Below are 22,676 nucleotides of genomic sequence, written 5' to 3' on the forward strand. Positions count from 1 at the left end.
TCCGAGTACGATTCAGTAGACTTCATTTCTGTTATTCCAGAAATTATAACATAACACGGCATGTAGCTCGTTTATTCATACATTGTTCTAGCTTGGACCAACTCCTCCTGAATCCAGCTACTGCTGGTAGACAGTTGGAGCAAGTCGGCCGTGATCTGTTTGATCTGTTCTTGCAGCACGTGTGGCTGATCTGTTCCTTCCAGAAAGCGACTCATAAAATGAAGAAAAACGTCTACCTTCCTAAGCAGCATTAACACAGGCAAAGCGTCAACCTCGGATTGGCTTAAACAAACCTGACGGCTGAAGCCCCGGCAAAAATCACGAACAGCTGTCGCTTTCTCCGGTTGTCCCAAAAATCCTGATAAAATGACCGCCGGATCCATGACCCGAACGTCCAGCGTACAAAATTCAAAATCAAGCAGTGCAGCCACCTGACTAGGGTCAGAATCCTTTACTAACAAATTGGAAGCGTTCAAATCTCCATGTACAAGCTGATGCGGCAAGTCTTCCAATGCATGAAGTGAATCTATAATCTCTTCATATACTTTTCCTATCAAACGCAGCTCCTCATGTAAATCTTTTAGAGGCTCCGGCGGGTTTAAACAAAAGCCTTGGATTACTTCCCGGTTACATAATGGATAGGATTGCTGCAAAGCATAATACGGCCGATAGACTGGAGTCATATCAAGATTAAGTGTTGCAAGTGCAGCAGATAATTCGCCAGCTGTCTCGCCAAAAGAATAGGCAAAGCTAGGATCCTGCTCCGATGGGGATGTGCCTTCTATGTATTCGAACAGACACACATATTTGCCACTATCCTTCTCAACCTGTGCAAGTGTCTCTCCCGTAATCGTTCGGATTGGCATTGGAACCCTGAATGATAGAGAATGCCTGCTCAGTTCCTGCAAAACCGCATGCTCAAATTCGATTTTGTTCCGATCCCTGTGTGTATCGTAGATGCGCAGCACCCCACTTCGCCCACCGCTCTTAACAAAATACGTCGTATTATTCCAACCTCCGGTTCGTCTCTGTAGTGTCCCGTCCCACTCCGGCCAGTGCCGTCTTAATACCGCTTCCAAAATGTATCCTCCCTATTAAACATCCGCTTATGAATTTGCAGTTATTATAACAAATATAGACGCCCATTAGAATTGGACGTCCTTGTGTATCCTTCATTTCCTCATTTGTTTGTTTAGGATATTCTGCGGGGTGGCACCATACGCTGTTTTAAATTTTTTATAGAAAAAACTCATGCTGTTATATCCGACCTGCTTAAAGATCATTTCGAATGGCAGGTTGGTATTCACTACCAAAGAATAGGCCGCATTAAGTTTAATGTTGGCAATAAGCTGCGTGTAAGTAAGACCGGTTACTTTTTCCAACTTATTACTTAAATACGTACTATTGTAATTAAAATGAGTAGATAATTGCTGGAGGCTTAAATGCTGATAATGCTCTTCCATGTAATTCAGAATAGAAGTAATATTACTTTCCTGCTGGTTTAAGTGAATATTATGCTCGCTTTCCAATACACGGACCAATTCCCCAAATACAATGGGCAAATAAGCCTTGACCAGCTCCATTGAATCCTCTTGCCTGGAAAAATATTCGATCAAGATTCTACGCAATATATATTGAAGGTTTTCATTATGCTGTGACTCAAAAATAATAAAGTGATTATGATGCTGATGCTGGAGGACTGAATTGGCAAGAAACTCGCCGATCAAACTTTTTTTCTTAGATAGCCGCTGTAGAAATAGGGATGAAATCGTTTCTCTTTGCAGGAGGATATTAATCAGTATATCGTTTTCTCCCAAAGGTGCGATGCTGTGCGGCACATCCTTATCGAGGACACACACTTGGCCTTCACAAAGCTCAACTTCTTTACCCGCTATGATTTGGTTGCACTTACCTGAGTAAACATAGTTTAATTCAATAAATTCATGCATGTGCTCCAGCATCGGAGCAAACCTGTTGTGCTTGCTAATATAAATATCATGTTCTCCGAAGAAAAATAAAGCAGACATTCGATACATATTCTGATTTATATCAAAAAATCGCTCATCTTCCGATTCTTTGGAGAGATCATTAATCACTTGATTGTTTTGCTGTTGTAAAAGCTCAATTTCAGTTTTACTTCTCAGCAACTGATCCAACTCATGAAGGTTCATAAACACAGACTCCTCCTTCATACTCCCATTAACTGTGAACTGCCGTCTGTGTTTTGCTTCCCTTTCCTCTAATAGCGATTCCCAGACAGAGGAGCGCAGCAATCATAAATACAATCGCAGAGACGAGAAAGGAAAATGAGGCAGTTTCATTCCCAGACAACACCCCAACTAACTTGATAACATAAGGCGAAGCAAACGCTCCCAAATTGGAGCCTACCATTGCAATCGAAATAGATATCGTCTCACTGCCTTTAGGTACGATTTTAGTTAGTATCGTAAAAATATAAGGAATAAACAGCGCAAAGCTAAAGCCAATGATCAGCATGGCAACCGTAACCATGGTCACATTCTGAGCAAACCACAGCAGGACAAAACCTGTCGCTGTTATTAAACTGGAGATAAAAGGTGCGTAATTTCTGAACCATTTATATATTCTACCGAACAAGAAGCCTGCAATCATAGTTGATAAGGAGAACAGCGTCAAAGCGGTCCCTAAAAACCCTGCGTTAGGCATACTCTTTTCAGCAATCATAATACCTGTTTTGGTATACACAATCATGATAAAGGTCATAAACAGGAAAAGTGCAGCCCCTAATCCAAGTACAGGTAGGGACATTCCCCCACTCTTTTGGCCCGTTCCTTTCGAGCTTACTGTTGGCTCCCCACGCTCTGGTTCAGGAATGATAAAAAAGAACAACAGTGCGATAGGAATAGTGATCGCATAGCACAAAAAGGCAAACGGCCAGTCGATTAGGGCAAGCTGTCCTGCCACGAAGGTAGCCAAGCTGCTTCCGAGCCCTTGTACAGCGCTTTGAAAGCCTACCAATTGAGCACGCTCGTCCCCTTCAAAAAAATCACTAATTAAACTGACAGCCAGCGAATTGAACATCCCCAGACCTGCACCTAGCACCAAACGCAACGCGAGAATCCATGTAATGTTCGTAGTGAGCATAGGAAGTATTCCGCCGATGACCACGAGCAAAAGTCCTAGCAGGACTGTATTTTTTTTACCCAAGCGGGAAGAGATCGGGCCACTCAACAGCACAAACAGCATCATCGAGAAAGATGGGATTGTAACTATGCTTTCAATCAGTGAACTGGAGACTCCCGGTAATTGGTTCAGCATCATCGGGATGATAGCTGAAATAGCACTCGCTGATGTCAGGACTAAGGAAATGGACAACAATGCTGTTTTAAACCATATTTTGTTTTTAATATTCATCAAGCTTCTCACCTCTAGTCTATGTTATTTAGCCTCTGGTTGTATTTGTACTGGAACGTATACTGTCCAGATCCGACGGTAAACGTCAATTCATGATCTCCACTCAGTTGGAAAATCGCCTGTTCTCCGATAGAACCTAATTTCCCGGCCAGCTCTTGTGGCACATTACCAGGCGGATACTGAATCGACGGGTATTGCGTAGTAATGGTCTGTTGTAATGCATCTGGCTCTAGAACGCCCGGAAGCGTAATCTCAGCTGTCGTATTATGTGGTACGTGAACCGTCATCCGCATTTCTTCATTCACGATTTCCCAATGGACAGCAACCTCACCATAAGGTGTCTCCAGCTTGCCATGGGCCGAAGTAAGATTAACAGGCGGTTTGGGTGCTAACCGCGACTTTTTGTAGCCCGCTTCAAGTACATCGATTCCGGCAATATTTTGGTACATAAAGTTTCCAACTGAACCGTACGAATAGTGATTGAACGAGTTCATATCGGTGCTCCAGAACGAGCCGTCCACTTTGATACTGTCCCAATGCTCCCACATGGTCGTTGCTCCCCGTTCAACCTGATAGAGCCAAGAAGGATAATCTTTCTGAAATAAAATTTTATAAGCTATATCTGTATAGCCATTGTCGGATAAAACCAGGCATAGATAAGGTGTGCCTACAAAGCCAGTATCCAGATGCATATCATTTTTTTCTATCAGCCGTACGAGCTCCTGGATCACTTGCTTTTTATACTTTTCCGGAACCAATCCGAAGTGCAAAGCTACAACCTGTGCAGTTTGGGTATTCGAAGTCAGCTTGCCAGCGTCATCAAAATAACGGTTCGCAAAAGCGGCTTTGATCCCCTCATGCAAGCTTTGATAGGTGTTGTAATCGGTATACCGATTCAGCAGTTTGGCCGTCTGCGCCAAGATATGAGTCGAATACGCAAAGTATGCAGTCGCTACCAGCGTTCCATCGGTCGCTCCAAAATAGCTTCCTTCCTCGCTATCCAGCGCCAGCCAGTCTCCCAGCTGCAAACCAGTATCCCACAAATGTTCCTCGGTCCCCTGGGCACGAATATAATCGACCCATGCTTTCATACTGTCATACTGCTGAGCTAGAATTTGCTTATCCCCATAACATTGATAGATCGTCCACGGACATATAACTGCTGCATCTCCCCATGCGGCTGTCGTTTGGTCCATATTGTCTGCAAAGGTTCCTTTGAGGACATCCGGCACGACAAAAGGCACAGCCCCATTCTCCAGCTGGTTGTAAGCCAAATCTTTCAGCCACTTTCGAAAGAAGGAAGCACTATTCATATTGAAGCTGGCCGTTCTGGCAAAAATCTGTGCATCGCCGGTCCAGCCTAATCGCTCATCACGTTGCGGGCAATCGGTCGGCACATCCAGGAAGTTCCCCTTTTGTCCCCATACAATATTGTGCTGGAGTTGGTTCAGCTTTGGATCGGATGTCTCGAACAAGCCAATTGTCGCCATGTCTGAATGCAAAAAAACGCCTGTAAAATCTTCAATGGCTACGCCAGCCGGAAAGCCCTCAAGCTTCACATACTGGAAGCCTTGAAAAGTGAAATGCGGCCTAAATATCTCCGTCCTCTTGCCGCTGCAAATGTACGTAATCTGCTGCGCTGCATCACGAATATTATCTCGGTAAAAATTCCCTTGCTGATCCAGCACTTCACCATGAACCAGATTCAGAACCGTACCTTCGGGGGCTTCCACTTTAAATTCCAGCCAGCCTACCATATTTTGACCCAAGTTAAGTACTAGTTCGCCTTTAGGAGTCCAAATCAGTTCAACAGGCTTTAATCGGTTCATTACACGGACAGGCTCGTTCTCCTGAGCAACCAGATGACTTAACGGAAACGGGACGACCTGCATCATTTTCCGTTCGTTCAAGAAGCGATGTTCGGCTGCCTGCTGCTCCAGTCGATCATCATAGATTTCGCCGTTATAAATATCTGACATCAAAATGGCACAGCTCCTTTCCTCCCAGGAAGAATCAGAGCAAATGAGTTCTGAACGGCCATCTTCATAGCTAATCTTCATTTGAAATAGCAAAGCATTCGTGTTCCCGTAGGTATCCTTGCGCTTTTGCCAGCCTAGATAGCCGCTGTACCAGCCTTCTCCCACCGTTGCTGTGATGCGGTTATGTTGTTCTCGAACGGTAGAAGTCACATCATAGGCTTGCACCTGAACACGATCGTTATAATCTGTCCATCCCGGGGTAAAGTAGGCATCGCCTACTCTTTGTCCATTGAGCTCCAGCTCATACAGACCAAGGCTTGTGGCATAAATGACTGCTTTTTTCACTTTTCCCTCAACCAAAAAACACTTGGAAGCGGCAAAAGGGGCTCTTGTCTGAAACTTTTCATGAATGCTTCGCTCCTTCACTGTAATCCATTGTGCCTTCCAGTCCTGCTCATGGAGCAGCCCCATTTCCCAAAAGCCAATCTCACTCCATTCCGATTCCTCCGGTTCGGTGTCACCCGCTCCCTGAGCCCATACTTTTACCCGGTAATAATATCTTTGTCCTGATTCGAGTGGAGGACCTTCATAGGGAAACAGAATGGATTGTTCCGAATAGGAAAAATGATTCCAGAGCAGCGGTTCAAAAACAGGATTTATGGATACCTGCAATTGGAAGCGTTTTTGGAAAACATATATGTTGTCAGATTCAATTTGCCAACTTAATCGAGGCTTTAGACAACCCAGTCCAATCGGATTGTTTACATGTTCACATCTAAGCGCTTTCACTTTTAGCATTCTTATGTCCTCCCTGAGATCTTCTTTTGTGTTTCTATACTCAAATTAAAACGCTTTCATTAATTGTGCGCAATGTTGTATCCCTGCATGTTGTATGCTTGATTTACAGGTGTTGAATGTCCATCCCTCATATTGAATCTTAAAATGGGTCTATTAGAAAAATATGTACGTGTGACAGCGCAGTACTCAAAAGGAAAACTCTTGTTTTTTGTGCATATGGATTGTAGTATTAAGCCGATCCGTGAAAGGAGAATTACAGTAATGGAAACGAACTACAAAAAGCTGCTGGATCAGATGATGGCACCCTATGATGAAATGCTGCAGAGTCTAATAAGTGATCACGCCGATTTTTCGAAGGTTGACTATTTGGAGCAACACAGTGAGGAATATGGAAAAAGTGATGCCAATTATACCAATCGCTTGAAGGTGCTTTTGGCTTTGTATAATCGTGAGGATCGATATGCCCCGCATTACGAACCGATTGTGAGAAGGCTGCTCGTTAATGAGATTATAGATAGGGAAACGAACAGTTTTCAAGGGATTGGAGATGCTCTGCATTATGCCGTTTTTTTACTGCAAAAGTATGAGCGTGAACAGGACCAAGTTTTGTTCCAGCAGGCCAAGAAAGCCAATTTCGATACATACGCCGGGTTTGATCCTGCGTTGATTTTGGAAACATATTTGTTCAGCAAAGATACAGCTGATCTTGAAGATTGCATCAATATCGCGAGTGAACTCGGGGAAGATGTATACCTATCATTATTTATTGATATGTGGATCAGAGAGCAGACGGATTGGAACAAAGGAAATTTGCAGGCACTCGTTTATCATGAGAGATGGCGCAACCATGCAGAAGGCGAAATTGAAGCTCTCAAAAAGCTGGCCGAAATGGAGAAAATAGAAGAAAATCCTAGTAACTACTGTTCTACTGCATCCAGCTTGGTAGAAAAGCTCATTGAAACAGGACGATGGGATGAAGCTTGGGAAACGATGGCAACCATCATTCCGCTTATTACGAAGGAAAAAGAATGGTTCCTGTACGGACTTGGCCGCAATATAATTACAGCCTGTATCCACATCATCATGCATTTTGGAGCAAAAAGCCGACAGGCTACTTCGTTATGGCAAACGATAAAAGGGGTTCTTCAACCTGCCGCTAACAATATGGGGACCATTCAATATCAGCTTGCTGTATCTGTCAGCAAATTTATGGGTGATACCAAATTGGAGCAAAAGTTACTCAGGATTCGGAAGCAACGTCAATAATCCAGTTGCCATAAGGAGCCTGTCGCATGCAATGTAAAGAACGAGGCATTTGACCCAGCAGCTCGCTTTCCAGTTGCCCCTCGAAGCGAGGGGCAGCGAAAATACGGATTGCAGTGCATTGCCTTCCTCTACAGATTTCCGGTCACGATAATACCATCTGCTTGCTTCAAATGCGCTCTGACCCATGCTGTAAAGGAATCGATAAATATGCGTAATTCTGGCTCCTTGGCAGGCCAAGCATCCAATTCTGTTAATATTTCATGCCATACCGACGCCTGAATCGGATTATCCCAGCAGGCATCAAAAGCCTCATACGTTTCCCCCGTGTCAGGATCGACAAGTGGATATTTGGACTTTAACACAGACAGCACGATATCAAAGTCATCTGCGTAGATGAAGATCATCTCCTCCAGCTTTGGCTCATCTGTATCTCCATAGCGCAGCGGTTCAAAAGTATATCCAATATTGGCTCTTGGACCACTATAGCGATAGATTAGTGTCTGAATCTCTGTTTTTCCTTTCTTAGTCACTCTCTCTTACTCCTCTCTTCGGCTACAACTCGAACCAATCCGCAGCGCATTTCTCTTCTTCCAGTGCCCTACACATTCCTTCCCTCAACCTCATCGCATCTCCGCCGCCGATATGAAATAGACAATAGATATAAGGTTCATCATCTTCTAACCCTTCAATATTTCTTGCCTCTTCCACTGAAATCTGAAGCGCTTCAGGCCAATCAGAATTATTCTGAAGCAGAACAAAGCCATCCTCATCCCTTTGCATCCGATATCCCTCAATCCTAGGCAATGCTTCAGCTAAGCGTCCCATTAGCGCTTTAATATCCTTAACATCTGCGACCTTAATTCCATACTCCCACCCCATCTGCATTCCTCCAATTTTATGAACTCCTCCTTAATTAGAACCGCCCCTAAATTGGGTTTCACCTTCTCATTCACCTCAGGAAATTCACTTGGATTCAGTCATAGTCCGCATATAAGAGGTATTCCTTACAATGCCTGCACTGAAATAAATAACCCCGAAACGATCCGTCACGTTCCATGCTTTCCCGTATTCGACTCTTAGCCTCTTTTTCATTATACAAAGCCAAAATAGGCATAAACATCAGGTTGACATCATTTTCTATCCCTCTACTGACAAGCTCCTTCCAGCCCACAAAACCTATAAAAACACAGTAGTCATCGCAGTGATCCAGCCACGCGGCGGTCTGCCATGCCTCATAACCGGGAGTCCGATGCAGTAGCTCATCCAGTTTTGCTTCCTCTAGTTGTGCACAGCAAGCAGGGTCATGAAATATTCCCTGTAGCATGCTCGCTTTCTAAGCCCTCAAGCTCTTCCTTCAATTGGTACATGGCTTGTACAGCCTCGGGACTGGGTGCGTACAAACTATATCTTTTGTTTAGTGCCACCCATTTTTGCTGGATTTCCATAAGCCCCTCACTTCCTTCTGATTTTCCTGAAATTTCTTATAACTTATTATAATAGATATAGGCTTCCGGTGAGTATACCCCGGAAGCCTATGGATTCATCTAACCAATCTTTTATTTATTTTGCCTTATGAGAAACAGGCTCACTATTCCCGTTTCTTTTTCTCACTACCAACATAATAACAGCCATAACAGCTACCAAGACTGCTATAAGCGTAAAGGGAATATATTTGTCCACTCGATACAAGGTGGTCGTCAAAATAGGAGCAATGATCGCGGAAATTCCCTGTACCGCAGCTACCAGCCCCGCTGCTCCCCCTTGCTGCTCTTGACTGACCGAAAGCGAAGCACCTGCCATAAAACCGGGCATCAGTAAGCCTGTGCCTATGCCAAACATAAAGAATGCTGCATAGTAAACGACCAAGCTGGCTGAAATCAGAAATAATGCCATTCCAGCAATTAGGAATAGAGAACCAAGCAAAATCATCGGTTTAGGCTGCCATTTAAGCCATTTCATCTGGATGATCTGCACAATCAGCATCGCTGCCCCGGAGAACATAAGTCCAAAGGACACGACTCTTGCTGTTTCTTCGGATGTAAGACCTAACTGATCTTGAAAATAAAAACCACCTATAACCTGAATAGTCACAATACTTATCATCGTAACCAAGCCTGCAAACAAATACATTCTTAGACCTGGCTGGAGGGGGTTAATTCGAGCGGGTTTTTGCTGAATAACGGGCTGGGCCGCCGGAATCGCCAGCAGAGACACCACGAATGCAACAGCGGCAATGACAATTCCAAAATATAAGGGCCATAACAGCCCTATTAAAGTAAAGGCACCTGCAATCGCGGGGCCAAATACCAGCCCAAGCCCATTCGCCGCACTAATAATAGCCATACCACTTCCACGCTCTTCTCCTTCCGTTACATCCCCCATATAAGCTTGAGACGATGACAACACCGCCGGGATAAAGCCGCCAATTAAGCCGCGTGTAACAATCAGCAGGACTAACAGCAGCCCCCCACTAAGCCAACCATTTAATCCTGCAAAAAGAGTAAGTGTAAACAACAGACAGCTTACACACATCCCTATGAAACCAAGCAGAATCACCGGCTTGCGTCCCTTTGCATCACTCAGATTTCCCCATACTGGAGCCATTAAGGCCATCGTTATAGAACCAAGCGATATAATTAATCCGGAATGGCTTTCTCTTAAGCCTAATTCACGAATAAGGGGCGGCATAATTGGAGCAATGAGCATGAGCCCTAGCATAGCCACAAATACACTGAAAAAGATGCTCCCTTTTATTCTACTCATCCTCGCACACTCCTCTGTTAAAGATTCTCTCTATGCAGAAGTATACGGAGCATACCAAAACGCTACTGCCTATAGACGGATAAATTTGCGGTTAAACGGATTTAATTTTGCGTATAAAACAGCAGCCAGTCTTCAGACAGTAAAAAATGGCCTGCATTCTATGGCCCAATGGGCGTCGTTAATTATAGAGTCGCTCTTTCGTTGTGAAATGAACTACATCGGTCTCTTCATCGCTGACTGGATGGAAGGGCTTCATTTCCTGGCATGTTATTACGATATATGATGTACAGTCTTTTGCCTTTAGTAATTAGCGTAGCTGTGGGTTGAGTCTGTATATCGATGTCTAAGGGGGAAATCTCAGTGAAAACAAAAATAGGATCAATCATGAAGGTAAGATCGTTAAGAACGAAGTTAACCATAATGTGCTTGATTATTTTAATTGTACCCACATTCGTGATTGGAATCAGTTCTTATGTTGTTTCCAAGAATGAAATGAATGAATCAGGCAAAGTAGCACTTAAGAATAGTGTGCAAATGGTAATTGGTATGATTAGTTTCCTCAATGGGCAAGTCGAAGCCGGTAATTTAACATTGGAAGAAGCACAGGAAAAACTGCGCATCGAGCTGCTCGGTGTAAAAGATGCTAATAACAAAAGACCGGTAAAGATTAAATATACTGTAGGTAAAACAGGTTATCCGTGGGCAGTCAACCAAGATGCCGTTTCAGTGATGAACCCTTCAAATGAAGGCCAGGATTTAATAAATGCCGTATCGGAAGACGGTGTGCATGTGGGAAAAGAGTTTGTAGAAGCCGGTACAAACGGCGGGGGATTCGTCACTTATAAATGGGCTTTACCTGGTACAGATCAAGTGGAGACGAAAATTTCGTACGTTGAAAGGGATCCTTATTGGGGATGGATCATCGGTTCTGGAGCATATTTTAACGAATTTAACAGCGGGGCGACCAAGGTCCTTTATATTGTCCTGATTATTACGACTATTGCAGTTATTCTGGGAGCAATTATCGTAAGCTTTGTTTCGGGACGTTTTACGAAGCCTATTATCATGATTGCAAAGCGGCTTAATGCAGTTGCGGACGGTGATTTAACGGTCGAAGAAGTCAAAATGAATTCAAAAGATGAGGTTGGCGAGCTGGCACAGGATTTCAATCATATGATTAAAAATATTAGATATTTGATCGGTGAGGTAAACCTGTCCACAAAGCAGGTAGCAGCTTCCTCGAAAGAATTAACCCTTGGTGCAGAGCATACTGGGCAGGCAACCGAGCATATCACTATTGCGATTCAGGAATCGGCGGCCGGTGCGAAGGAGCAGCAGCTGATGCTCCAGAAGACAACCAGCTCGCTTGAGGAAATTTCAATAGGTATGCAGCGGATCACGGATAGCTCCTTGACTATTGCTGAATCGTCTGCAGACGCGATGGAAATGGCGAGCCTTGGCGGTACTGCTGTACAACATACGGTGAAGCAAATGGACTTGATTAACCATTCCGTCAATGAAACCGATGCGGTTATGAGAATGCTGGATGAACGCACTCAACAGATCGACACGATGCTACATGCCATTACGGATATCGCACAGCAGACCAATCTGCTTGCCTTAAATGCTTCGATTGAGGCTGCCCGTGCAGGCGAAGAAGGCCGCGGTTTCTCCGTAGTTGCTTCAGAGGTAAGAAAGCTGGCCGAACAATCGAACCAGTCTTCCGGGCAGATTTCCGAGTTGATTCAGAATATGCGCAAAGATATGGAGCATTCGCTTAAGACCATGGAACGCGTAAAACAGGATGTAGACTCCGGCATTAAAATTGCCAATGAGACGGAGCAGCAGTTTAATAAAATTGTGGCGTCCACCAATCATATCGCACAGCAAACGGAAGAGCTCGCGAGCATCACGGAGCAAATAACCGCAAGTGTCCAGGAGATTTCGGCGAGCGGAGAGAACGTATCCAGTCTGGCGCTTCAAGCGGCGGACAACTCGCAGAATATTGCAGCGTCTGCAGAAGAACAGCTGGCTTCGATGCAGCAGATCACCAGCCTGGCAACGACCTTGTCGGATATGTCACAAAAGTTACAAGATCTAACGGTCAAATTTAAATACTAACGGAAATAAGTCTTTCCAAAACATCGCGCTAAACTGTTATTCATATTATAAGGTCAACCAGTTCTTTCTGGTTGACCCTTTTTGCATTGTTCTGAGGAATTACTGAAAAGGCTTGCAAATCATGATTCCCTTCTAGCGATGTGAACTGGACACGCTTTTTGTTGATTTGGTTCAGAATTGGTTCAGAGGCATTTAGTATAGTAATTCAGTAGTGTAAGAAAATCATATTCGTAGGTTAGTCATCATGGAGATCTTAGTAAGCTCATCGTGACACCGGAAATTTATGGAGGAAGTTTATGAGTAAATTCAAGTCTTTTTGTTTAACTTATCTTGCTGTTATCGTCTTATTTGGAACCTGGACATGGAGTTTTTCCGAGAGTACCGTGTATGCAACCTCCTCACCAGCACCTAGTGTAACGGATGCTGTGTATGCTACTGAAACCACGGTAACGAGTTGGACAAATCCTTCTAAACAAGGTCAATCCGTAACGTTTAGCATCAAAACCATCTCAACCCCACAAATTACGAAAGATTTAACCGGCTCGGTTATCCTAATGGACGGTACGGATATATTAGATACGCTGACGATGAGGCCAAATGGCATTGCGAATGGATATGCCACTGCGACTTACACCACAAGCGATTTAAGTGTGGGAAGTCATCCGATTACTGCTATTTATAGTGGGGATGCTCGATTTGCTCCCAGCACATCTGAGCCATACATTCAGGTCGTAAATGCATCTACACCTACGACTACACCTTCACTGAGACCTACAGTAACTACAGTACTGAGTTCGCCGAATCCATCTAGTCACGGCCAAGAAGTAAGGTTTAGCGTGAGGACAACTTCGAACCCACAAACTTCGGGCGATTTAACCGGAACGGTCATTCTTATGGACGGCACGAATATATTAGGTACGCTGACGATGGAGCCAGTGGGCATTTCGAATGGTTATGCCAATGCGTACTACACTACAAGCAACTTAAGTGTGGGAAGCCACCCGATTACTGCTATATACAGTGGAGATGTTCGATTCGCGCCGAGTACCTCTGAAGCGTATATACAGGTTGTAAACGGAGATGCAGGCACTGGTGGTACTGGAAGTACGAGCGGAACCGGTGCTACTACTGGTAACGATAGCAGCAGTAGTAATAAAAAAGATAAGAAGGATAACGCGGATAGCAGTGATTCATCTTTTTCCAGTGAAACAACCACATCTTCATCACCATCGGTTTCAACAACGGATGTACCGACTCCGGAAATCATGCCCGTAGAGCAATCCGAGGTTGCGCATGAAAAATATATAACGGGTTATCAGGATGGTACATTCCGACCGGACCAGTCCATTACACGAGCTGAAACCGCCGCGATGATGGCTAGAATTATGAAGCTGGAGACAAAAGAAGGCTCAACGACATACAAAGATGTACCTAACATGTATTGGGCAAAGGATTCGATTATAGCGCTTACGGCACAGCACCTCATGAATGGATATGCAGATGGAACATTTCGGCCAGAGCAACCCATTACCCGTGCAGAAATGGCAGCAATACTCGCATCCTGGAAGCATCTTAAAGGTACACAAACCGCAGCGTCTCCCTATACCGATATCGAAAAGCATTGGGCAAGAGATTCCATTGTAGCGCTAGCTAATGCAGGATGGATTACCGGTTATAACGACAACAGCTTCCAACCCAATAAATATATAACACGAGTAGAGACTGTTACCATTTTGAACACGATCTTAAAGCGAGGACCCCTGGAAGGAACAATTCAGGCTACTTGGAAGGATGTACCAGTAGATTACTGGGCATTCAAAAATATTGAAGAAGCGTCTCGTACCCATACTTCAACCATCAATTCAGAGGGTACAGAAACTTTCGTAAAATAAGCACCAAATAAAAAGCTGGCATCCTTTCTATAACAGGGTTCCAGCTTTTGTTTACTTGATATTTTTAGAATGGTCAAAAAAGAAATTTTAAAATACTTTCTTCAAGGATGATGGTTTCACTCCGTATTCCCGGAAAAATTGCTCTGAAAATGCACTCACATTGCTGTACCCTACAGCCATCGCAGCTTCTGTTACATTGCTTTCCTGGCTTCGAAGCAGCTTCATCGCATAATTGAGACGAATTTGGCGCAAATATTCAAATACAGTCGTTCCAAAACATGCTTTGAATCCTTTTTTTAATTTAAAATCGTTTAATCCTACTTTTTGGGATAATGCGATCAGTGAAGGAGGATCAATCATGCTGGATTCAAGGATTTGCCGAGCCATATGCAACTTTCTGACATCTTCTTTAGATAATCCTTCGGGCATGGGGGTTAAATCAAATAATTGAATCATAAGTCGATTTAAAATCTCTAGTGCTGCTGCTTCCATTAATAAAGGCGATCTATGCACACTTTTCAAGTCTTTGATCAAATGTTCAATCATCACTATACTTCGGTGATCCAGTTCAAAACCAAGGTGATGGAATACAGCACCCTTCAGAATTTGATTAAATTCAATAGCTGCCTGGTGACGAGCCGCCAACTGTGAAGCAGCATAATTAAACAACGAAACAGGAATGCCAAGTGCAAATGATTGGTATTGTTCGTTAACCGGAGGATGGAAACGTGCTTTGAAATCCTGTAAAAAAATAAGAGCACCCTGTCCCATCGGGAGTGTATAATCCAGACCAGATATATTCACATGACGTCGTCCCGAAAGTGCAAATTGAAGTTCAATCATTTGTCCTCTGGAAGCAAAATACGTCGGGTACGGCTCGTGATATTGAATGTGCGAATAGACAATCTCGATTCCGCTGTAAGTTGTAACTCGGTAGATATATCCGTTACCCGCTTCTGGTAACATCATATACGTATGCTCGTTTTGTTTTCTAAACGGAGTTTTTTCTAAGTAATGCTGATATATTAATGATAACGAATTTGAATTCACAAGCATCCACCTCAAAGGTTTTCATTCATTTTGATGATTCAAATGAGAATCGTTATCATTAATATTAGCTGAATTTGAATGGTTTGACCAGACTTATTGGAGTATGCTGTAGTGATATTCGGGGAATCTATTAATCCCAATCCATATAAAACGTTGCTTTCAATTTCCCCTTTTCACATGCTGGGCAACTCAAATGAACAGGCACATTGTTTTCAATGTGTTCCTGCTCCATAACACTCGCGCATCTAGGACAAGCATAAGAAATTTTATACTGTGATGAGTCCGATATCATCTCAATAAACAGTTCATTGCGGATGGCCTGACAGACCGGACATACATATATCGCGTCATAAGCATCATATCTCGTCGAAGGGTTGCCTATGAATTCCCCAATACGTCGTTTAAGGACAGTATCCTGTACAAACGAAGCAATGGATTCCAAACTCGTATATGAAAAACCAAACCCTACAAATATGTTCTTAGTATAAGCACAGGTATCACAGTCCAGCTTGTACGCTTCCCCCATGTTTATCACTCCCCAACTCTTCATGCGGTTATTGAAGCCTCATTTATTTCTTTACGAGACTTGCTGAATGCGTGACTTGGTTTCTCCCGCCACTCTTAGAAGCATACAGTGCCAAATCCGCTTGATGAACTATCGATTGTTCCGTATCCGCTTGCGTAACCGTTGCCACACCGATACTCACAGTAATGCTGTATTCTCCCCAATCCCTTGAGGCCGTCATGGAACGATATCTTTCTGCCGTACGAATGGCTTCCTGTTGATTGTTGCCGGGAAGGATAATTACAAATTCCTCGCCACCGTAACGAGCGACAATGTCCATTTCCCGTGAAATGGATTGTAGTAATTCTGCCAGATGAGTGAGCACCAGGTCGCCCACCGGATGACCATAAGTGTCGTTAATGCTTTTGAAATGATCAATATCAATGAGCAGCAGCGAAAAAGGTATTCCAGTCTCTTGAAAAGAGGCTAGGCTGATTAGTAATTGATCTTGAAAATATCTTCTATTCTTTAGCCCAGTTAACGGGTCGGTTGACGCCATCGTTTCTAGCTGGAGATTGATTCGCACTAATTCCTGCTGCTTGATTTCATATTCTGCGTGCAATCGTTCAAGCTTCTGGTTGGCTTCATTCGTCGCCTGATATAATTCCTGAAGCTTGGTTTTGGTCTGTAATATATCTTTTTCATGTTCAATTCGCTTACGCATCATTAGCACTACACAATCAATAACAGCTTCTCCGTTTCGTTCCTGGCGAACCCCGTTTAGAAGTACAGGCACATCCTGTCGATCACTTGTCCGAAACGAAAAGTACATCTCATCGACACGCCCGTACAACTGGATATAGGGATAAAAATAAGTATGAAAAAATAGCTTGTTCGTAACAGACATTGTCGTTTCAATCGGCCGTCCAAGCAATTGATCGTGTTCATAAAGAAGCATGTCCAATAAAGTTTGATTTACCGATTGAATGATCCCAGCGTCCGAAATTGAAAAGTATCCACAGGGAGCTTTATCTAATTGAATGTCCATTGTATGACTGCCTTTCATTCGATATTACATACTGGCTAAATATTCTTTGATTAAATCGCTCGTTTCTCCTGGTTGGCTTAAATGAGGATAATGTCCCTTTGCTCTCATCTGCTGAAGTCTGCTATTTCTAAGATGGGTATGCAAATAATCCCCTACCTCAATCGGAGCAATACTATCGTCTGAGCACTGGAGAATAAGCGTAGGAACCGAAGCATGCTGAAGATCGACACGGCAATCTGAAAAAAATGTAACCTCTGCGAATTGCCGTGCTATATGAGGATCTCTTGAACAAAATGCTTTTTCCAATTCTTCGGTTAAGTTCCCTTGCTCGGGATTCTGCATAGCAATGGGTGCCATGTAACTAGCCCAGCCAATAAAGTTCATTTGCATCATATCCAGTAATTCATCAATATCACTCTTATCGAAGCCTCCATAATAAGAAGGCAGGTCATTCACATAGCGTGGAGAAGGACCGAGCATGACAATGCGTTCAAAATATTGAGGGCTGCGGATGGATGCGAGCATTCCGATCATGCTGCTAACGGAGTGTCCGACGAATATGGTATTTCGTAAGTCTAACGCTTCCATAATATCCAGCACATCTTGGGCATACCCTTGCAAGTCACTGTATTTTTTGGAATCATAGTATTTTATTTGAGAATCTCCGGAACCAACGTAATCAAATAAGACGATTTGGTAGTTGTCGATAAAGCTAGGGACGATATAACGCCACATATCCTGGTCGCATCCAAAGCCGTGAGCAAACACAATCGTCTGGCTACCTGTGCCCAGCACTTTTACATTATTACGTAGGAGAATATCAACGGTCATTGTAAATCACCTCTCTGAGGTAGTATCTGTTCTATGGCTTCTCTTCCCTATTATATCGGAAAAGATTTGATTATGGATAATGGATCTCATTCATAAATCCAGCGTTTAATGATCCCTTTTACCTTGTGCACATGTTGCTGTGATAAGGAACAAATAATAACTAATTCGTTTTTCCCATTCGTATCTAACCAATAGTGTACGTCATCCTCTTCATGAACCGTTTCTTGAATGATTCTGATGGATTTATGACTTAATTTTGATTTAGCCGAAAAAATGGGGTTCATATCCATGATTTTCTGACCATTAGAAAAAGATGTGTTGTAATAAGGAATCACCCAGTTCTCCTTATCCTGATCTTGTACTACATTTAGAAATACACGCACCCAATAATCCTCTAGTTCTGTGTAACTCTGTTCATTCAACCCATTCAAATTCATACATGTATCCACTCCAAGTTATTCATCTATAAACTTAAAAAAAGTCTCGCCCTGTGATCTACATTTCCATGACGGAATGCACAATTCACAGACCGAGACTTTTTTTCAATCTTTATTTTGCATCAATATCATTCGTGATTTTCTCTATTAAACCTCTCAAACCTTGGTTAGTTTCATTTAATTGATCGATAATATTCATAAACTCCGACACAAGCTTGGCCTGCTCTTGGGAAGATACCGTAATCTGCGTAATCTCTTGTTCCATGTTATAAACGGATTGTCTGACAGCTTGCAAGGATTGCTCGATTCGTCCAGTTGCTTCCTTAGTGCCCGTAGACATCTTGCGGATTTCTGCAGCGACAACTCCAAACCCTGCTCCTGCCTCACCCACCCGAGCAGCTTCAATGGCTGCATTTAATCCAAGCAAATTTGTCTGCTCTGAAATTTCCTTGATGTAGCCTGCCACCTCAGTCACATTACCAGAATCCTCAACCGCCTTTTTCGTATTGCTTAAAATGTCCTCGGCCGTCGCACTAAGCTCCTCCGAATGTGCTGCCACATGCTGAATCCCTTCAACTAGCTTGCTTGTAACATCCTCTGCTTGACTCATCAACTTCTTCAGTTGATCTTGATTATCCGTACTATAGGTGATGCACATTACTGCCTCGATCTCATTCTGTTCATTCTTAATCGGATGAAAGTAAGAATCAGCAGCAAACCCAAAAACTTCGGCATCATAACGCACTCTGGTCTTTTCTCCGCCTACTAGCATTTTGAAGTTCTTGTGTACATCAGGAAGAGGGTCGCCTGCCTTGAAGTCATAGACTAAACTTTTACCCGACTGAAAGAATAGAAATTTTTCCCTATCCATTACGGAAATTAAAATATCTTGTCGTGCAGCTTCTCTGATAAACGGCATGGCAGTCAAAACAGCTTCTACTTGATTCATAATATGTATCCACTTCCTTATATTTTGTTATCCATCCTACCCTCTATTTCGACATTTTCATCCCATGTGTTTAGTGAATTAACATACTATTGGCTAGGTTGAGTCCCTAATTTGTATACATTTACCGTAGTTTCCTGAAGGGGAGTCGTTTTTAAATCCAAACAGCGCATACCTATGGAATAGGCACGCGCTGACTGTACAACTTTTTGAAGACACACACGAAGCATTAATCCAGCTGTTCTCCATTGGTTTCGATCACGCTCTTATACCAATAGAAGCTCTTCTTTCTGGATCTGGCAAGTGTCCCTTTACCTTCATTATCCTTATCGACGTATATGAATCCATAGCGTTTTTTCATTTCACCGGTTCCCGCACTTACCAGATCAATACATCCCCAAGGCGTATAACCTATTAAATCTACTCCATCAGCAATGGCTTCTTTCATTTGCTCAATGTGTTGCTTCAAATAATCAATTCGATAATCATCCTGAATGGAGCCATCTTCTTCCACGGTATCCACAGCACCCAGACCATTCTCCACAACCATTAACGGAATTTCATATCGGTTATAAATGTTATTGAGGGACCATCTCAATCCCTGTGGATCGATTTGCCAGTCCCAGGCGCTTGCTTTTAAGTAGGGATTCTTTAATCCCATGGATAAATTGCCACCCACCTTCTCCTGATTGGGGTCTGCACTGACACAAGTAGATGAATAATAACTGAAGGTATAAAAATCTACGCAACCTTCTTTTAAGACATCCTCATCATTGTCCTGCATCGTAATTTGGATATTATGTTCTTTAAAATATCGTTTAGCATATCCCGGATAAGCACCTCTTACTTGAACATCTGAGCATAGGAAATTACTCAAATTATCCTTTTGTTGAGCCAGCAAAACATCATCAGGGTTACAGGTAAGTGGATATGAACACATATAAGCAATCATACAGCCAATTTTAAAATCCTTATTAATCTCATGTCCTAGCTTTACCGCCTTTGCGCTGGCTACAAATTGATGATGCAAAGCTTGATACAATACCTGCTCATCCTTCACTGTAGCATGGGCAAGCTCTCCATTTCCCTCTGGCATCATCGCTCCGGCCATGAACGCTCCGAAAGATAAGGTTAAGATATTGATTTCATTAAAGGTGAGCCAGTATTTTACGACATCTTTGTATCTGTTAAAAAGCACTTCACAATATCTTACATAAAAATCGACGACTCTGCGGTCTGACCAGCCATTATATTTTTGGGTTAAATGAAACGGTGCTTCATAATGTGAGATTGTAACCAATGGCTCAATGTTGTACTTTTTTAATTCTGCGAACACACGATCATAGAACTGCAAGCCTTGCTCATTCGGCTCTGTATCATCTCCGTTAGGAAATATTCTGGACCAAGCAATCGACATTCTAAAGACCTTGAAACCCATTTCAGCAAATAATCGGATATCCTCTTTATAATGATGGTAGAAATCAATCGCCTCGTGACTTGGATAGTTCATGCCTTCTTCCAACACAGGCGTAATTCTTCGGGAAACAGTATGCGTCCCGGCTGTTATGACATCAGCAGTGCTTAGTCCCTTACCACCCACGTTATATCCACCTTCAAATTGGTTAGCAGCCGTGGCCCCTCCCCATAAAAATCCTTGTGGAAATTCCTTAGTTATATTGTGTTTCATTGTTCATTCCTCCTAAAATATGGGTAGCTTAGACCATGACCGTCAATAAATCCTCTTTATAACCAATCGTCTTCTTCTCTGTTTCAATGACATCCAAGTAACTAGCAGTGTTGGCAACGATCACAGGGGTAGTCAGAACGTAACCTGCCTCTTTGATCGCCTCCATATCAAACTCCATGAGCAATTGCCCTTTTTTGACGGCTTCCCCTTGTTTTACTTTGGGATAAAAATGTTTACCTTTTAATTTGACCGTATCCTTGCCTACATGGATGAGGATCTCCACACCCTGATCACTGGTAATTCCGATGGCATGACCTGACGAAAATAAGGATGTTAATACACCATCTACAGGTGAAACAACCTTGCCTTCGGAAGGCTCAATGGCAATCCCTTTACCCAAAGCACCTGTGGAAAAGGCTTCATCAGTTACCTCAGATAAAGGCTTTACGTCACCCATTAACGGACTGATCACCGTCTCCTGCCTTACTAATACTTCCCCTCCTTTTGCTGCCCCTGTTGTACTCGCTTCTTTTTTCGTTTCTTTCACCTCATCATCTTTGAATCCGCCAAAGAACATAAGCAAGAAGCCTAATACGAAACTTACCAGGATACCGATAACAGCCCCATAAAATCCGCTGTCTATTCCTGATGGACTGATATAGCTCGGAATCGCGAAAATGCCCAAGCCGCCAATAATATAGCCTTTCGTTCCCATCATGCCTATAATACCGCCACCTACCGCAGACGCTATACAGCTTAAAATGAATGGTTTCTTACGTGGTAATGTAATCCCGTAAATCGCTGGTTCTGTCACACCAAAGATCCCGGAGATGACCGCTGGAATGGAAAGGGATCTCAGCTTTACGTTTTTGGTTTTGAACAAAATCGCCAGCACAACACCTGTTTGAGCAAAGGAAGCTCCCAACGTTGCAGCAAGGATCGGATCGAATTTGAGCACCGCCAAGTTGTTCATAGCGATAGGAACAAGACCCCAGTGTAATCCAAAAATAACAAATACCTGCCAGAAAGCACCCATGATGGTACCTTCTATAATTGGGCTTAAGTTATACACAAAGAGCGTTGCTGCGCCAAGCAGTTGACCTGCCCAAGTCGAGAGCGGTCCAATCACAATCAGTGCTAATGGAACAATAACTAACAAGGTGAAAAACGGTACCAAGAATGTTCTCACTACGCTAGGGATGACCTTTTTAAAGAAATTTTCTATTTTTGCGCCTACATAGGTGGATATGATAATCGGAAGAACAGTTGATGCATAGCTCATCAGAATGACCGGAATACCTAAGAAGGTGATGTATACTGGTGACTCAAATATAGTGCCGCTAAATAGAGTGTATAGCGGTTTACCCGAGGCTGTTATCGTGCTAAAGGTTGGATAAACAAGTGACGCCCCGATCGCCATACCTATAAAAATGTTGGCATTGAACTTTTTGGCCGACGTATACCCCAGGAAAATAGGGAAGAAGTAGAACAAGCAATCTCCTAAAGCATTGAGAATTTGATAGGTACCTGATGTTGCGGTCAACCAGCCCAAGGCTACAAACAATGCTGTAAAGCCCTTAATCATACCCGTGGCACTCAAGACACCCAGCGTGGGTGTAAATACACCTGAAATGGTATCAATAAACCTATTGAACAAACTCACTTTTTCACCTGATGCTTCTTCTGAGTCACCTGCCTGGAAACCACCTATCGTGGCAACATCCGCATAAACCTCGGGCACATGATTACCGATCACCACTTGGTATTGCCCGCCGCTTTTTACCACAGTGACAACACCATCCATGTTTTTCAGAACCTCTGTATTGGCCTTATTTTCATCTTTTAGCTTGAATCGCAAGCGTGTAATACAATGAGTTAGACTATTTACATTTTCTTTGCCGCCGACATTTCTGATGATGTCTTGTGCTAATGTCTCATACTTCATTGTAACTGCCCCTTT

General features: G+C 43.1%; 20 protein-coding genes. 3 read left to right on the forward strand and 17 right to left on the reverse strand.

All coding sequences use genetic code 11. The annotated features are described in order from the left end of the window. Positions 1 to 71: 71 nt before the first annotated feature. The 4 genes from ACU1JV_RS04925 to ACU1JV_RS04940 form a co-directional block, all read right to left on the reverse strand. Positions 72 to 1,079, reverse strand: coding sequence for a phosphotransferase enzyme family protein (locus tag ACU1JV_RS04925; RefSeq protein WP_413986752.1), 1,008 nt, complete (start codon positions 1,077 to 1,079; stop codon positions 72 to 74). Between the two features lie 93 nt (positions 1,080 to 1,172). Beyond that, positions 1,173 to 2,171: an AraC family transcriptional regulator gene (locus ACU1JV_RS04930; protein ID WP_413986753.1), complete on the reverse strand. Its 999-nt coding sequence runs from the start codon at positions 2,169 to 2,171 to the stop codon at positions 1,173 to 1,175. Positions 2,172 to 2,199: 28 nt separating this feature from the next. Continuing rightward, positions 2,200 to 3,393, reverse strand: coding sequence for an MFS transporter (locus ACU1JV_RS04935; protein ID WP_413986754.1), 1,194 nt, complete (start codon positions 3,391 to 3,393; stop codon positions 2,200 to 2,202). A gap of 14 nt (positions 3,394 to 3,407) precedes the next feature. Then, positions 3,408 to 6,170 carry a family 78 glycoside hydrolase catalytic domain gene (locus tag ACU1JV_RS04940; protein ID WP_413986755.1) on the reverse strand — a complete coding sequence of 921 codons (2,763 nt, stop codon included), beginning with the start codon at positions 6,168 to 6,170 and terminating at the stop codon, positions 3,408 to 3,410. Positions 6,171 to 6,431: 261 nt separating this feature from the next. Here ACU1JV_RS04940 and ACU1JV_RS04945 point away from each other — a divergent pair, with 261 nt between their 5' ends. Further along, on the forward strand, positions 6,432 to 7,436 hold the full coding sequence (locus ACU1JV_RS04945) for a hypothetical protein (RefSeq protein WP_413986756.1): 1,005 nt from the start codon (positions 6,432 to 6,434) through the stop codon (positions 7,434 to 7,436). Positions 7,437 to 7,564: 128 nt separating this feature from the next. Here the strand turns inward: ACU1JV_RS04945 and ACU1JV_RS04950 are convergent, their stop codons facing one another. From ACU1JV_RS04950 to ACU1JV_RS04970, 5 genes are all read right to left on the reverse strand, one after another. After that, on the reverse strand, positions 7,565 to 7,966 hold the full coding sequence (locus ACU1JV_RS04950) for a hypothetical protein (protein WP_029515491.1): 402 nt from the start codon (positions 7,964 to 7,966) through the stop codon (positions 7,565 to 7,567). A 22-nt stretch (positions 7,967 to 7,988) separates the two neighbouring features. Further along, on the reverse strand, positions 7,989 to 8,315 hold the full coding sequence (locus ACU1JV_RS04955; protein ID WP_413986757.1) for a hypothetical protein: 327 nt from the start codon (positions 8,313 to 8,315) through the stop codon (positions 7,989 to 7,991). A gap of 94 nt (positions 8,316 to 8,409) precedes the next feature. Next, positions 8,410 to 8,760, reverse strand: coding sequence for a CbrC family protein (locus ACU1JV_RS04960; RefSeq protein WP_413986758.1), 351 nt, complete (start codon positions 8,758 to 8,760; stop codon positions 8,410 to 8,412). Beyond that, on the reverse strand, positions 8,738 to 8,881 hold the full coding sequence (locus ACU1JV_RS04965) for a hypothetical protein (RefSeq protein ID WP_158453334.1): 144 nt from the start codon (positions 8,879 to 8,881) through the stop codon (positions 8,738 to 8,740). The genes ACU1JV_RS04960 and ACU1JV_RS04965 overlap by 23 nt, the downstream gene beginning before the upstream one ends. A gap of 115 nt (positions 8,882 to 8,996) precedes the next feature. Further along, positions 8,997 to 10,199 carry an MFS transporter gene (locus ACU1JV_RS04970; RefSeq protein ID WP_413986759.1) on the reverse strand — a complete coding sequence of 401 codons (1,203 nt, stop codon included), beginning with the start codon at positions 10,197 to 10,199 and terminating at the stop codon, positions 8,997 to 8,999. A gap of 360 nt (positions 10,200 to 10,559) precedes the next feature. On the opposite strand from ACU1JV_RS04970, the gene ACU1JV_RS04975 reads away from it, so the two are divergent. Both ACU1JV_RS04975 and ACU1JV_RS04980 read left to right on the forward strand, forming a co-directional pair. After that, the gene (locus tag ACU1JV_RS04975) at positions 10,560 to 12,320 is read left to right on the forward strand and encodes a methyl-accepting chemotaxis protein (protein ID WP_080902334.1); all 1,761 of its coding nucleotides are present in this window, start codon (positions 10,560 to 10,562) and stop codon (positions 12,318 to 12,320) included. A gap of 296 nt (positions 12,321 to 12,616) precedes the next feature. Further along, a complete protein-coding gene (locus ACU1JV_RS04980) occupies positions 12,617 to 14,212 on the forward strand; it encodes an S-layer homology domain-containing protein (protein ID WP_413986760.1) in 1,596 nt (531 codons plus the stop codon). 87 nt (positions 14,213 to 14,299) lie between these two features. On the opposite strand, the gene ACU1JV_RS04985 is transcribed toward ACU1JV_RS04980, so the two are convergent. The 8 genes from ACU1JV_RS04985 to ACU1JV_RS05020 all read right to left on the reverse strand — a co-directional run bounded on the left by ACU1JV_RS04985 (position 14,300) and on the right by ACU1JV_RS05020 (position 22,661). Further along, positions 14,300 to 15,262, reverse strand: a complete 963-nt coding sequence (locus ACU1JV_RS04985; protein ID WP_413986761.1) for a helix-turn-helix domain-containing protein — start codon at positions 15,260 to 15,262, stop codon at positions 14,300 to 14,302. Between the two features lie 130 nt (positions 15,263 to 15,392). Further along, positions 15,393 to 15,788, reverse strand: a complete 396-nt coding sequence (locus tag ACU1JV_RS04990) for a hypothetical protein (protein ID WP_413986762.1) — start codon at positions 15,786 to 15,788, stop codon at positions 15,393 to 15,395. A 43-nt stretch (positions 15,789 to 15,831) separates the two neighbouring features. Further along, positions 15,832 to 16,815 (reverse strand): sensor domain-containing diguanylate cyclase, encoded by a 984-nt coding sequence (locus tag ACU1JV_RS04995; protein ID WP_413986763.1) that lies wholly within the window; start codon positions 16,813 to 16,815, stop codon positions 15,832 to 15,834. A gap of 24 nt (positions 16,816 to 16,839) precedes the next feature. Further along, a complete protein-coding gene (locus ACU1JV_RS05000; protein WP_446724501.1) occupies positions 16,840 to 17,646 on the reverse strand; it encodes an alpha/beta fold hydrolase in 807 nt (268 codons plus the stop codon). A gap of 86 nt (positions 17,647 to 17,732) precedes the next feature. Then, positions 17,733 to 18,083 (reverse strand): hypothetical protein, encoded by a 351-nt coding sequence (locus ACU1JV_RS05005; protein WP_413986765.1) that lies wholly within the window; start codon positions 18,081 to 18,083, stop codon positions 17,733 to 17,735. Between the two features lie 112 nt (positions 18,084 to 18,195). Continuing rightward, complete coding sequence (locus tag ACU1JV_RS05010) at positions 18,196 to 19,032, reverse strand: methyl-accepting chemotaxis protein (protein ID WP_413986766.1); 837 nt, start codon at positions 19,030 to 19,032, stop codon at positions 18,196 to 18,198. Between the two features lie 226 nt (positions 19,033 to 19,258). Further along, a complete protein-coding gene (locus ACU1JV_RS05015; RefSeq protein ID WP_413986767.1) occupies positions 19,259 to 20,716 on the reverse strand; it encodes a glycoside hydrolase family 1 protein in 1,458 nt (485 codons plus the stop codon). Between the two features lie 28 nt (positions 20,717 to 20,744). After that, positions 20,745 to 22,661: a beta-glucoside-specific PTS transporter subunit IIABC gene (locus ACU1JV_RS05020; protein ID WP_413986768.1), complete on the reverse strand. Its 1,917-nt coding sequence runs from the start codon at positions 22,659 to 22,661 to the stop codon at positions 20,745 to 20,747. Between the last annotated feature and the right edge of the window lie 15 nt (positions 22,662 to 22,676).

Source organism: Paenibacillus sp. T2-29 (genome assembly GCF_052921365.1).